The sequence below is a fragment of the Zobellia laminariae genome, assembly GCF_030553095.1.
In the GTDB taxonomy this organism is placed as follows: domain Bacteria; phylum Bacteroidota; class Bacteroidia; order Flavobacteriales; family Flavobacteriaceae; genus Zobellia; species Zobellia laminariae.
On record NZ_CP130738.1, the window covers coordinates 1100926 to 1114428 of the forward strand.

Here is a 13503-nt window from a genome sequence, read left to right on the forward strand (position 1 = left end):
ATAAGTAGGTTGAATATCTATCTCAACATAGAGATGGTTATTATAATAACTCGGAAAGGGAGCGTTGGGGAACGCTCCCTTTTATTTTGTCCATATATTTTTTAAAAAAATTCCCAAAAAAAGTTCCTCTATGCTACTCTTTTCCAAAACAGCATTTTAAAACCTTGTTTTCTAAGAAATTATTAAAAATTTGCGCTTTAAATCCAAACATTTGCAATTGCCACTTCGCAATGCACTTCGTATTCAATTTTAAAAAATTGAATTCAAATTTAATCCTCATATAATCAGGGAGAAAGGTTAAAATTTATTTCAATAAAAATTAACGGTCAACTAATTTCCCGTAAGCACTGCCCCCATTGCACTCCTCTAACATTAGGTGATTAAAAAATAGTTTTGCGCATATTTTATAATGGTTAAATAACACTTATAAGTTTGGCTGTACTACCCGAAATCATATATTTGCGATCGCAAATAAAAACCTCCCCCTAAAGCTCGAGAATATCTTATGTAATAAGATGTAAAAAGATTAGTAAACCTGAATAAATTTATTGTTACCATGACGATAACATTAAGGGAAATCTTACAACAGCTATATTTCAAAAATATCTGGTATGGACCGCAAATCGCGGCTTTAAATTCTACCGAATATTTGGTTATAAATGATCATCAGAAATAGGGAAATGAAAAACTTCAAGAACTCAGACTGGATTATCCCTGTATCAATAGCAGTACATCTGTTAATCATAAACAGTTTTCTCTATTTTTTAACTCCGGAAACCTACACTCACATTTACTACATTCTACATTATAATATCTCTTGGTTGCTTATAACCTATGGACTAAGTTATTATACCAGAAAACGTAAAGAAGGTTTCTTCACCAATATCCATAAAGTTATTCAGCTTTATTTGATTTATGGTCTTGCGTACTTTGCTTTATTTGGCATTACCGGAAGAATCTATAAATCTCTAGAACAGCAATTGTTCATCTACCTCATGATATGTGTGGCGCTTACGGCCTACCGAGTTATCTTCTTCTGGTTACGAAGAAAATACCGTATGTGGGGCGGTAACTCTGTTAAGGTGGTAGTTATTGGCCGAGACAAAAACCTAAAGAAAATCAGAAAAGTATTTGATGATTCTGAACTGGGTTATCGGTACATGGGATACTTTGACGATAAAAAATCTAAAAGCCCTACTTTCCTTGGGCCTGTTATGGACTGCTTTCTCTATATTTTAGAAAACAATATAGATGAGATTTATTGTGTTGCCTCTAAATTTAATAGTAAGGAACTTCGTAACCTTATAGATTTTGCCGATAACAATCTTATCCGTGTAAAAATTATACCGGATAATAAAGAAATTTATTTAGGGGAATGTTCATAGAACTCTATGAAACCGTGCCTGTACTAAACCTTAGAAGAGTGCCATTGGACACCCTTTTTGCACGTGTAGTAAAACGAACTTTTGACATTTTCTTCTCTTCCTTGGTTATCATTACTGTGCTCTCTTGGCTGACACCAATAATGTACGTTCTCATTAAATGGGAATCTCCGGGCAACCTCTACTTTAAACAAAAAAGACACGGTCTAAAACGTAAAACCTTTTGGTGTTACAAATTCCGATCTATGGCCCCCTCTACCGATGCTGATACTAAAATGGCCACTAAAGGCGATATGCGTGTAACCCGAGTAGGCAGGATTATTCGCAAAACCAGTATAGATGAGTTACCACAATTTATAAATGTGTTTCTAGGTGAAATGAGTGTTGTTGGCCCTAGACCACATATGGAGCTGCATACAGAGGATTACGAAGTATCCGTAGATAAATATTTGGTGCGTCATTTTGTTAAACCTGGTATTACCGGACTTGCTCAAATAAAAGGATACCGTGGTGAAGTTGGTGAAAAGAAAGACATTCTAAACCGTACCAAACTAGATATTTTTTATGTAGAAAAATGGACGCTTTGGCTAGATATTAAGATTATAGTTCAAACAGTTATCAATGCCATTCGTGGAGAGGAAAATGCATATTAGCTAAATAAAATAAGCCTACAGAAATAGGGTAAATGTTAAATCTCATATTCTTAATATAAGGGTTTTCAAATTCGTTTTTAGAATTTTTAAGAGGTTGTAATTTACATTAATTCAATAGGTTAGACAAGAAATAAACAGATTAGCAATGAACAGCTCCGCCTTGGTTTTTAAAAGGCTTCCAAAAGTTTTAGATAGTTAAAAAATAACTTTACTTTGAGTAGTTAGGCGCAAGAAATACAACTATAGATGACAAAATTTATAATTACGAACAACGAGAATAAACCAACCAAACTATGACCCATAACGCAAACCAGCTTTATAAAAAGGGTTACGCGGTTTTACCTGTAGATTTAAACTGCATAGCTAGTTTAAATCACAACAACCAAAAGATGGGGCAAACCAATCATAAGTCTCTTTATTTATCAAATCAACTTGAAGCGTTGCATTAAACCAATTTTATCAGATGGAACAAATGAACATTAGTAAAATCCTCTCAAAATATCTTAAATACCTCCCTCTTTTTATCATTGGGGTTATTTTAAGTCTGGCTTTCGTTTTTATGTATCTAAGATATAGAGCTGAAACCGAGTATGAAGTAACCAGTACTATTTTGGTAAAAGGCAACGATACAGGACAAGGCACTGCAAAAGCGGAAAGCATTAAAGATTTAGGCCTCCTTAAAAACTCTTACAACATAGAAGACGAAATTGGTATCATACGCTCTACCGGTATTATGGAGAAAGTAATATCTGACCGTTCACTTAACATCAATTTTTATATAGACGGTAGAATTCGTGATGTAGAGATTTATGGCGAAGATGTACCAGTAGAGGTATTGGTAGATGAGACCGCTACAGATTTAGAATACAACCTTCCTATTCAAATTAATCTGTTAGATGATAATCAATTTGAATTAGAGACTTCTTTTGAAGAGCAAGAATACAAAAGCACACATACTTTTGGCGATATTGTAACCGCTCCTTTTGGCACATTTACTATTGCCGCAAAAGAAGAAAGTAAATATGAAGATATAGGTAAACCCTTATATTTTGTAATTCGCAAGACGGATAGGGTTATAGATGATTTTCTTTCCAAATTAAGCGTTGAATTAATCAACACTACGGGAAATCTTTTGGGCATACGATTTTTATCTACCAATCAAAAAAAGGGAGAAGACGTGGTTTCCGGTCTTATAGAAACCTATGTTGAGGAAAAAATTAAGTACGAAAATGAGCTAGCGGAAAATACCATCAAAATGATTGACAACCGCCTAAAGCTATTATCAGGAGAGCTTGAAGGCGTAGAAAAAAATGTAGAGGAATTCAAGACCAAAAATGACCCTACAAGTGTTTCTGGCAACGCAGATCTTTACATTGCCCAAGCCAATGACTATAAGAAGCTGATTGCCGATTATCAGACAAATATTAATGTGTACAACGCTATTGAAGCATATTTAATAAAGGGCAATCTAGACACCCCAATACCAGGGTCACTTAGTGCTAGCGACCTTTCTTTGAGTAATATTATTGATCAGTACAACGAGACTTTACTGGAAAAAGGAAAGATGTCACAATCTGCTTCTAGCGCCAACCCTATTATTGTAAATCTAGACCGAACGCTAAGAGAGCTTAGCAAAGCTATTTTAGAAAATGTTAGAAGCGGTAAAAACCGTTTAATGATTTCACAGAACAACCTGCAGGCCAATGCTAATAAATATCAGGCTCAGATTGCCAAAGTACCTGCCATGGAGCGCCAATTGGTAGATATTAGCCGTGATAAGAGTACCAAAGAGGGCCTGTATTTATACTTACTGCAAAAACGAGAAGAAGAAGTGCTATCATTAGCAGCTCCGGTATCCTCTACACGAATTGTTAGTTTACCAAAAGCAGGGCGTTTTCCTGTAAGCCCAAACAAAAAATTATTTTACTTGGCCGGTCTATTGGTTGGTGTATTCTTACCGTTTTCATTTGTTCAGGCCAGAGAAGCCATGAACAATAAGGTAACCACTGCCGAAGATATTACAGAGCACATTTCTACACCATATTTAGGAGAGATTGCCAAGAATAAAGAAGATAGTGTGTTAATTACGGAAAGCAGCTATCAGTCGCCCATGTCCGAACTCTTTAGACTGCTTCAATTTAATCTGGACTATCTAAAGAAGACATCAAAAAACCAAACATTATTAGTGACCTCAACGGTTAAAGGCGAGGGTAAAACCTTTATTGCCTCTAACCTTGCCACTACCCTAGCCATAAACGGGGAGAAAGTAGTGGCTTTGGCTTTTGACTTGAGAGAGCCTCAGTTAATGAAAAACTTTGACCTCCCCAATTCATAGGAATTACGGACTTTATTGTAAAAGGGGAGTTAGCGGTTAACGATATTATTCAAAACCACCCTACCATACCCAATCTATCCCTTATTGGTTCTGGAATGGATGTCAACCAAGTTGGCCCGCTTATGCTTAGCAAACGCATAGAAGTATTAATGGCTACACTTACGGCACAATATGATCGGATTATTATAGATACGCCGCCTATAGGTCTTATTTCAGATGCCTTTGCACTAAATCCTTATATAGATAGCACCATATATGTGGTTCGTAAAGATGTGACCAAAAAAGAAAGCTTAAGCACTATAGAAGGCATTTATAAAGATGGTAAGCTAAAGAATACTATGGTCTTACTAAACGATACCAATGCTACCCAAACATACGGGTATGGCTATGGCAAGAACAAACGTAAATAGAACAATCATCAATATGGTGTAAACCTAAATATTGAAATAGTATAGTTGATGTATAAATCATTTAAACCAACCAAATGTCATTAAAAAAGAGGGTTCTTAGCAATGGGCTGGCTTCCGTTTTCCAAAAAGGAGTTCGGGTGTTGGAGCAATTGTTTCTGGTGCCGTTCTTTATTTCGGCATGGGGTGCGGCGTATTATGGAGAGTGGCTAACGCTTACCATTATACCTAGTGTTATTGCCTTCTCTAACTTGGGCTTTGGTTCTGCCGCTGCAAATAGTTTTGTACTGAGCTATGCAGCCAACCAAAAACAGGAAGCGGCCAACATTAGCAAAACTGGGGTCTATATTATTTCTATTATGGTTCTTGTGGCCATGCTGATAAGCACAGTGGCCATATTTACATTAGATTATTTTCATGTTTTTGATAAGTCGTTGATCGACAGCAAAGAGGCTATACTAGCCGTCTCCATTCTTATCTTCTCACAATTATTGACCTTCTATCTACAGTTGATAGAAGCCTATTATCGCGCAGCGGAAAGAGCGGCATTGAGCATTAATTTACTCACATTTAAAGCAGCCGCAAATTTGGGCGCAGGACTATTGGTTTTATTGTTGGGCTACGGTATTGTAGAATTTGCCATTTCACAATTGTTGGTCATGTTAATCTTTATGGTTCTCTATTGGATCAAAGGGCGACAAGTTATTGGGCTATTTAAGATTTATAGCGGTCAAAAAGACCCAATCATTTTAAAGAGTATTACCACCAAAGGCCTAAGCTATTTGATGTTACCCCTCTGGCAAATTCTATACTTTCAGGGCACCACCTTTGTGGTCAGGATTGTGCTTGGACCAGAAGCTGTGGCCATTTACAATACAGTTAGAACATTAAGTCGTTCGCTCAACCAACTCTTATACATGGTAGAACCCACAGTATTCCCGGAACTTATCAATCAAATAGGAAAGGGTGATTGGAAAACCGCACAGAAAATTTTTAGACTATCTATACTTGGTGTTTTTATGCTGTCTGCAGTTGGTTTTGTCTTATAAGCACTCTTTGGCCTATGGTTTTATGGCGTATGGACCAACCATGAACTAGAAGTACCTAAAACCATGTGGTACCTCTTTATTTCTGGCATGTTATTGAACGCATTGTGGTATACGGCAGAAATGGTCTTTAGGGCTGTAAACGAACCTCGTAAAATGGGGTTATACGGTCTTATAGGTGCTGTAGTTTCTGTAGGACTTTCTTACCTGCTTTCCCGTCAATTTGGGTTGACCGGGGCGGCTATGGGTGCTATTTCTTTAGACCTCATTTTAGTAGTATTGGTTATGCCAGAAGGTTGCAAACTTATGCGCATGTCCTTAAAAGAATTATACACCCACGGTTTGGAAGACCTACAAACTCTTGGGGTTCAAGCAAGACATAAATTACAAAGTATTAGAGCGAAAGTGTAAAACAAAATACCCCTTTTCATAGAAAAAGGTGAAAACAGTAATATGAGCAAAGAGAACGTACATATTCTAAAACAACTAAAAAGAGGCATGCTTATAGCATTGGTTCTTGCGGTTGTGGGCGAAATGATTTTCTTTCCCAGTCTGGCCAATTTTTATGGCTGTGTTATGGCGGTTATTGCTTACGGAGTGTTTACCTATTTTTTAAAAGAAGCATACATTAGATACTACCCCTTTGCCTTTCTCATGTACCTTTCTATGTTTATGTACCGGTTTTTGCCGTTACTAGCCACTATTATTGAAGGCAAGCCCATTACATTTGGTTTTGAGCGACCCTATGAAACCTTCCTGTACGAGATTTTATTGTTTTTAGTTTCCTCTTTGGCCTTTTACTTGGCTTGTAGAAATCCTGAAAAAATAAGTAAGAAGAAAAATAACTTTATACAACGAAGTCTTGATAGAGTTGGCTTTTTTGAAATTACCCCAGCCATACTTTGGGGAATGGGAGCCATTGGTTTTGTCATTCGTATTTATAATTTTAGTGCTGGCGATGTAGAATATGGAGACGTAGGCGGTAAATTTTTAATAGGTTTAGATTACCTCATGTATGCTCCTTTATGCTTGTTTTTTCCCTCCTTATTGAAATTAAAATATGAAAATCAAAAAGCACTATTTATTTATGCCGGAATTATTTTTATAATCAATATTGCCTCTAACAGTAGGGAAAGTATTATCATGCCCATTGCTACCGTTTTTATCTTATTTTTTCTCTTTCTTGTTCTGAACAACCTTAAGCTTACTTCTTATATCTCCCCTACCAAAATGTTGGTTGCCGTCATATTTCTATTGTTGGTATTAAGTCTTTTATCCAAAGTCTCTTTGGCCATGCTTCATACTCGTAATGTGAGGGATGATATTGACAAACTAGAGTTATTCCAAAAAACTATAGAGACGGTTCAAGATGAAGCGCTTATGAAGCGCTTAAAGGCTACAAAAGATAGGCGAGACGAGAAACTTAAATCATATCAACAGGGGTGGACAGAATATTATGTAGATAATTTTATGCTTCAGCGATACGCTAATATGCGTATTACCGACGAGACCTTATACTATGCTGAAAAAAGAGGTTATGGAAATAAAGAAATGCAAAAATTATTTAAGGAAAACATAATAGTTCTTTTCCCAACCCCTGTACTCGGAATTTTTGGAGTTAGCATAGACAAAAGTAAAATGGAGTTTTCTCGGGGTGATTTTTTGTACAAACCAGGGTTTAAGAGTTTTATCGTAACCAGTCATGTTGGTGATGGTCTTGCCACATTTGGACATTGGTACTTTCTAATTCAGTTCTTTGCCTTTTATTTAGTCTTCAAAGTACTCAACAGTTATATTCTGCATACTAGGCAGGGTATAAAGTATGCTCCATTCGCCCTAATAAACGTATTCTTATTCTTAGGTATGTTTAGAAATGCAAATGGAGTTTCCTCTGATATTTCATTTTTATTGAGAGGTTTTTTGCAAGGAGTTATTACCTATCTAATCCTATTTCATCTGGTGAAACTTGCAATCAAGTTATTTAACCTTGAAGAATCAAAAAACAACGCATTGAACACCAATCAACCTCAAAATAATCTATAAATGAAACGAAATATAAATGCAGACTTACTAAAATGCATCTCTATTTTTGGGGTAGTATTTATACACAGTGCATTTATCTTAGAAGATTCGTCTATTCTAATTTACCTTAGTGACATCTTCAGAATCTCAGTGCCAAGTTTCATTTTAGTTTGGGCTTATTTTTTCGAAAAGTCATTGAGTAAAAAACCTACTGATGAAAGGAAGGAATACCTGCTAAAGCGTTTTATACATTTATTCCGAGTTTTTCTTATATGGTCTTTACTTTATTTTTTTATTGAAGTTGATTGGGGCCAGCTTACTATAAAAGACCTTTTTACTAAATATTTTTCAGGTTATGGTTGGTCAGGACAATACTTCTTCATCATCCTTTTTCAGCTCTTAATCCTTTTCCCTATCATCAAAAAAATATATGATGTAAAACTAATGCGTATTCTCACTTTAATATGCGTATTGGCTATTTATATCATTTGGAATTACTTTTTTGAAAGTATCCCATTAACCATCAAAAAACTAGGGCAAAGACCATTTATATTTTGGTTACCCTATGTATTTCTAGGTATTGCTTTAGCCAATAATCATATAAAAACAATACCCTTCTTTTTTATTTACGCCCCTATTTTCATTGCTATAGAATTCTACTGTATGATGAAAATCAACCTAACCTATTTTGAATATATTACTCTAGGGGTTCTTTTCTCCTCTATTTTGTTCTGTACATCCATATTACAAGCAGACCCCATTAGAGTCCCGAAAAAACTAAACAATATTATATTTTTCATAGGAGGTAATACACTAATTATTTTCGTCTCTAATCCTCTTATTATTATCCTTCTACAAAAAGGACTTGATTTATGGAGCCTTGACGATTTCCTTATCAATTTACCAGCCTATACTAAAACTATTTTATCAATGGCAATTGTAATTATTGTCTTTTCAGGATCATTAGCTGTTGCTAAACTTCTGGAAATAACCAACCTAAAAAACAAATTAGCATAAAAACAAAAAATGTAATTCTTTCTGACCAAACGAATCAACTTTACAAAAAAAGCAAAAGGATTTAGCTCCAATTAGCTGAAACTTTAAAAAATAATTTATCATTTAAAATTATTTACCTTGGAAACAAAACATACAAAACGCGTTCTATTTATTGGATATAATTTTGCTCCCGAATTAACCGGGATAGGAAAATACTCAGGGGAAATGATGGAGTGGTTAGCCGAACAAGGCCATCACTGTACTGTGCTTACAGCATATCCGTACTACCCCTATTGGAAAATACAGCAACCTTACCGTAAAAACAGATTTTGGTATAAGAACGAAGTTCAGCGCTTTGCTTCCGGAGGTACACTTAAAGTCGTCCGTTGCCCTATGTACGTGCCCAATAAACCTAGTGGCCTAAAACGAATGCTTTTAGATACCTCTTTCTCCGTATCTGCCTTTGCACGAATGCAACCCTTGCTATTTCAAAAAAAATACGATTGGGTTATTTCAATTGCACCCTCATTTCAATCGGGCTTGCTTGGATCTTTATATAAAAGCATAAGAGGTGGAAAACATTTACACCATATTCAAGATTTACAGATTGAGGCGGCTCAAGATTTAGGTCTAATTAAAAACCCACGGCTACTAAAACTTCTATATGGAACGGAGCGGTACATATTTAGACATAGTGATGTGGTCAGTAGTATATCAGACGGGATGATGGAAAGAATTGAAAAAAAAGCTAAAAAACCGTTGCTATTTTTCCCCAATTGGACAGAGACGAAAAGCTTTTATCCCATAACGGAAGATTGCGGGTCATTAAAAGAAAAATTTGGTTTTGCAACGGACGATTGGGTAGTATTGTACTCTGGTGCTATTGGCGAAAAACAAGGATTGGAAGCTATTCTCTTTACCGCAAAAGCCCTTGAAGCTCATAAGCGCTTAAAATTTGCCATTTGCGGTACTGGACCTTATAAAAAGAACTTACGCCGTATGGCAGAAGAAATGCAGTTAAAGAACATACATTTTCTTCCTCTACAGCCTAAAGAGGATTTTAATTGCTTTTTAAACATGGCCAACTTGCATTTAGTTATTCAAAAAGAGAAAGCGAGCGATTTGGTTATGCCGTCTAAATTAACCACTATATTATCGGTTGGTGGTCTAGCCCTTATCACAGCAAATGCATCCTCTACTTTACATCAAATTGTTCGTAAACATAATATGGGGTTATTGGTAGCGGCTGAAAATCAAGAAGCATTAAATGATGGGGTACTAAATGCTTTTTTGAGTCAAGAAAATGATGCTATAAAAAAAGCTGCAAGGGCTTATGCACAGCAGTACTTAGCCATCGATAAAGTCATGCACTCCTTCAGCGAACAATTAATATAAAATTTTCATTGACAACATGACACCAAAGCAATAAAAATGAAAGAACGGTTAATCGCACCTGATTTTATCAAAGGTATTTGTATAGTTTTAATGATTTACGGGCATATTACCTATATTGGGAGCCTATCTGATTATCAAAATAAAATAACAGATATTATTTATACTTTTCATATGCCATTATTCCTGATAATTTCAGGATATTTTTTCAGTATTTCAAAGAATGTAAAACCGCAACTTGAAAATATTGCAAGACGAATTGCTATTCCATATATCATCTTTATATCCATTTATTTGATTGGACTTATACTTGTCAAAAGAATAGGAATTCCTACTAATAATGTTGCTCCTCAAACCTTTATAGATTTTATAGATAATGTGTTTTTACACCCATCTGGCGCCTATTGGTTTTTACACTCATTAATTTTAATTAATCTAACTCTAATCATAGCCAATAAGATTAGTCCTGAAAAAGACACCTTTCTGTTATACCTCTTAAGCTTTATATTTTTTATCCTACTGGATTTAAACAACTTAGTACTAATACGAACTTCAATTTACTTTATGGTAGGCTATATACTGCAACAATTAACCTCTAGAAACCTAAAAACTCCCCAACTACAGTCCGGTTATATTAATTGCAGTAAGTTTGTTTTTTTATACCCAATCTACTATCTATACTTTCTCACCTGTTGAAGTCATCAACTGCCTTGTAGTAATGGCAATTCTATGGTCACTCTCTAATTCTATTAGTAATCTTTGGCCTATTAGGGCTGTAGCATGGATTGGCCAGAACACTTTAATAATTTTATTATTACACGCATTTTTCATAATTATAATGAAACCTTCTAAAACTCTATTTCTAAATATAGATCCTTCTGGAATAGTTTACTCTGTGGTCGCAACTACCTTCACGCTTATCATGTGCATATTATCTTCAAAAATCTTAGATACCTTAAGAATCAGCAAATACCTTTTCAATACAGATAAATTGTATAAATCATTTAAATCTTCATAGAAAAATCTTAATTTAAGAAATGAAACATTTCTTCTTTATTGGAGCCACAGGCTTTTTTTTATCTCATAGATTTAAGTTACCACTAAAGTACGGCACCAACTACCTTATATAAAATATCATAAAAAGCCTCCTTCACCTTGTTTAAACCGCTCTTAGAAAAATAATGATAAATTAAATAAAGAAGAGGCAAAATAAGAAAATCAACAAGAAGTATTACCCTTAAAATGTTGAGCATTTGAATACAACGACTTATATATAACTTCTCAATTTAAATTATAATTGAGAAGTTAAATTCATCTGATTAGTAATTAATTCTTAATAATTCTATTTTTAATAAATTTTGCAGGATTTCCTCCAACCACAGTCCAAGGCTGCACATCCTTAAAAACAGCTGACCTTGCCCCAACAACGGCTCCTTCCCCAATTGTAACTCCAGGCCCCACGAATACATCTGCTGCAATCCAGCTTTTATCATTCATAATTATGGGCGATGAAATAAGCGGGTGGCTACTATCTGATATATCATGGGTAGCAGTGCATAAATAAGCACCTTGCGAAACCACACAATTCTTACCAATGATAATCTTATTCTTATTATAAATCTCAGTTCTGGGCCCAATACAGCTGTGTTCATCCATTTCTAAATTCCATGGAGCCCAAATTTTAGCAGAAGAGTAGACCATTACCTTTAATGGAACTTTTGCTCCAAAAGCTCTTAACAGCAAATTTCGCAGTGTCCTGAGAGGTGCTCCTAAGAAAATAAAAAATTGTCCGGTTAATTACATACCAAATTATCCTTTTGATATGATTAGGTTTAGGTTCTTTATAATTAGATAAATCCATTTTTAAATATTCAATGTTGTATTTACTAGGCAAGATAAAGAATCCAAGGTTTAGCTCAATTCTTTAAACATACTTTCCCACTCATCTACAATAGTATCCAATGAAAAGTATTGCGAGCGCTCATAAGCCGCAAGGGACATTTTACTTCTCAATTCTTTATTAGTCATTATTTTATCAAGCTGATGTATTGTCTCTGTTTTATTGTAAGGAGCGGGAGTTATAAATCCTGATTTTCCATTTTCTATAATATCGTAAATAGCAGAGTAACTTCCATATACAATGGGGACCACCCCGTAAATCATACCTTCAATAACCACCAATCCAAAACCTTCTAAATCTGAGGTTAGTAACAATATGGAGGCTTGTTTATAATATTCTGTTGGAGCTTCTTTTTTAAAACCTTCAAATACTACTCTTTCTATCTTATTTTTTTTAACGTAGGATTCTAAATTTGATTTTTCAGGACCATCACCTACTAAAATTAACTTCCATTCCGGATGTTTTACTGCTATCTCCTCCCATGCTTCTACAACTCTGTGAACTCTTTTATTTGCATGATCCATTCTGCCAACATACAATATGGAATTCTCTTTGCCAGTTTCGTTTATACGCTCAAAACCATCAGGAGCATCTATGGTAATTGGATTAGCAATTGCCCTAATTTTGGAATCTTCCTCAATTTTTGACAACTTTAAAAATGTATCAATAAAACTTTCTGAAAGCACTACATATTGATTACTGTGTCTATATACATATTTAAGATTCAAACCAGTTACATAAAGCATAGCTTTATGTAACTGGTTGTAAAAAATCCTCTTGATACCGTTGTTAGAATTGTTTTTACGCTCAAGTATAGTTAACAAGCGTTTATTTTGATTAGGTACCCCGTGTAAAACAGAAATCAGTATACAATTTCGGTTCTTTCTAGCCTTGTTAATAAGAGAGGTAACATAATAGGGTAAGCACCATTGATTAATGATAACATCAATCTTTTTGGCTTCAATAAAATCCTCTAATTGTTTGCCATTTAATTTTTTACGAAGGGGAAAACTCAATTCCAACAAATCAATTGAAGCTTTTAGTTCTTCGTCTTTTAATTCAGGATGAGGTTGCTCAAATGAAGCTATTGAAACCTCATGCCCTCTCTCAACAAACGCATTAGCCAATACAGTTGTCACCCTTTCGGTCCCTCCATAATTAGGGTATAGCCCGATTACAAAAAGTATATTTGCCATCTTACTTTAGTAGTTAATATTGTACTTTGTAAAAGTCGTTTGTCTATTATCGCTCGAAATACTAAATCATAGAAAAGCTTCGCTAAAAATAACTTCATATAAAGAAGCATTTTGAGCATAAAAATTGATTCTTAGACTTTTTTTGGGGGGAGGGGCAATAAAAAAACGGCTACT

11 protein-coding genes and 1 pseudogene are annotated in these 13503 nt (G+C 34.9%); 10 read left to right on the forward strand and 2 right to left on the reverse strand.

Going from position 1 to position 13503, the window contains the following annotated elements:
• Positions 1-680: 680 nt before the first annotated feature.
• The 10 genes from Q5W13_RS05340 (at position 681) to Q5W13_RS05385 (ending at position 10929) form a co-directional block, all read left to right on the forward strand.
• Complete coding sequence (locus tag Q5W13_RS05340) at positions 681-1385, forward strand: nucleoside-diphosphate sugar epimerase/dehydratase (RefSeq protein ID WP_304445604.1); 705 nt, start codon at positions 681-683, stop codon at positions 1383-1385.
• Complete coding sequence (locus Q5W13_RS05345) at positions 1376-2035, forward strand: sugar transferase (protein ID WP_304445605.1); 660 nt, start codon at positions 1376-1378, stop codon at positions 2033-2035. The genes Q5W13_RS05340 and Q5W13_RS05345 overlap by 10 nt, the downstream gene beginning before the upstream one ends.
• Positions 2036-2498: 463 nt before the next feature.
• Positions 2499-4370 (forward strand): GumC family protein, encoded by a 1872-nt coding sequence (locus Q5W13_RS05350; RefSeq protein WP_304445606.1) that lies wholly within the window; start codon positions 2499-2501, stop codon positions 4368-4370.
• 95 nt (positions 4371-4465) lie between these two features.
• The gene (locus Q5W13_RS05355) at positions 4466-4780 is read left to right on the forward strand and encodes a tyrosine-protein kinase family protein (protein WP_304445607.1); all 315 of its coding nucleotides are present in this window, start codon (positions 4466-4468) and stop codon (positions 4778-4780) included.
• Between the two features lie 74 nt (positions 4781-4854).
• Positions 4855-5826, forward strand: coding sequence for a polysaccharide biosynthesis protein (locus tag Q5W13_RS05360; RefSeq protein ID WP_304445608.1), 972 nt, complete (start codon positions 4855-4857; stop codon positions 5824-5826).
• Positions 5827-5889: 63 nt separating this feature from the next.
• Entirely contained in the window at positions 5890-6234 is a 345-nt protein-coding gene (locus tag Q5W13_RS05365; RefSeq protein ID WP_304445609.1) for a polysaccharide biosynthesis C-terminal domain-containing protein, read from the forward strand.
• Between the two features lie 42 nt (positions 6235-6276).
• Complete coding sequence (locus Q5W13_RS05370) at positions 6277-7866, forward strand: hypothetical protein (protein WP_304445610.1); 1590 nt, start codon at positions 6277-6279, stop codon at positions 7864-7866.
• The gene (locus Q5W13_RS05375; RefSeq protein ID WP_304445611.1) at positions 7867-8862 is read left to right on the forward strand and encodes an acyltransferase family protein; all 996 of its coding nucleotides are present in this window, start codon (positions 7867-7869) and stop codon (positions 8860-8862) included.
• A 117-nt stretch (positions 8863-8979) separates the two neighbouring features.
• On the forward strand, positions 8980-10236 hold the full coding sequence (locus Q5W13_RS05380; protein WP_304445612.1) for a WcaI family glycosyltransferase: 1257 nt from the start codon (positions 8980-8982) through the stop codon (positions 10234-10236).
• A 36-nt stretch (positions 10237-10272) separates the two neighbouring features.
• Entirely contained in the window at positions 10273-10929 is a 657-nt protein-coding gene (locus tag Q5W13_RS05385; RefSeq protein ID WP_304445613.1) for an acyltransferase family protein, read from the forward strand.
• A 645-nt stretch (positions 10930-11574) separates the two neighbouring features.
• Here Q5W13_RS05385 and Q5W13_RS25710 read toward each other — a convergent pair.
• Positions 11575-11688: pseudogene (locus Q5W13_RS25710) on the reverse strand (putative colanic acid biosynthesis acetyltransferase); the annotation flags it as partial.
• A 456-nt stretch (positions 11689-12144) separates the two neighbouring features.
• A complete protein-coding gene (locus Q5W13_RS05395; RefSeq protein ID WP_304445615.1) occupies positions 12145-13329 on the reverse strand; it encodes a glycosyltransferase in 1185 nt (394 codons plus the stop codon).
• Positions 13330-13503: the final 174 nt, after the last annotated feature.

Excerpts from the sequence above, each read along its gene's own strand:
- Q5W13_RS05360 (WP_304445608.1), top strand. The coding sequence starts at position 4,855 with ATGTCATTAAAAAAGAGGGTTCTTAGCAATGGGCTGGCTTCCGTTTTC.
- Q5W13_RS05345 (WP_304445605.1), top strand. The coding sequence starts at position 1,376 with ATGTTCATAGAACTCTATGAAACCGTGCCTGTACTAAACCTTAGAAGA.
- Q5W13_RS05365 (WP_304445609.1), top strand. The coding sequence starts at position 5,890 with ATGTGGTACCTCTTTATTTCTGGCATGTTATTGAACGCATTGTGGTAT.
- Q5W13_RS05395 (WP_304445615.1), bottom strand. The coding sequence starts at position 13,329 with ATGGCAAATATACTTTTTGTAATCGGGCTATACCCTAATTATGGAGGG.
- Q5W13_RS05385 (WP_304445613.1), top strand. The coding sequence starts at position 10,273 with ATGAAAGAACGGTTAATCGCACCTGATTTTATCAAAGGTATTTGTATA.
- Q5W13_RS05350 (WP_304445606.1), top strand. The coding sequence starts at position 2,499 with ATGGAACAAATGAACATTAGTAAAATCCTCTCAAAATATCTTAAATAC.
- Q5W13_RS05375 (WP_304445611.1), top strand. The coding sequence starts at position 7,867 with ATGAAACGAAATATAAATGCAGACTTACTAAAATGCATCTCTATTTTT.
- Q5W13_RS05355 (WP_304445607.1), top strand. The coding sequence starts at position 4,466 with ATGGATGTCAACCAAGTTGGCCCGCTTATGCTTAGCAAACGCATAGAA.
- Q5W13_RS05370 (WP_304445610.1), top strand. The coding sequence starts at position 6,277 with ATGAGCAAAGAGAACGTACATATTCTAAAACAACTAAAAAGAGGCATG.
- Q5W13_RS05340 (WP_304445604.1), top strand. The coding sequence starts at position 681 with ATGAAAAACTTCAAGAACTCAGACTGGATTATCCCTGTATCAATAGCA.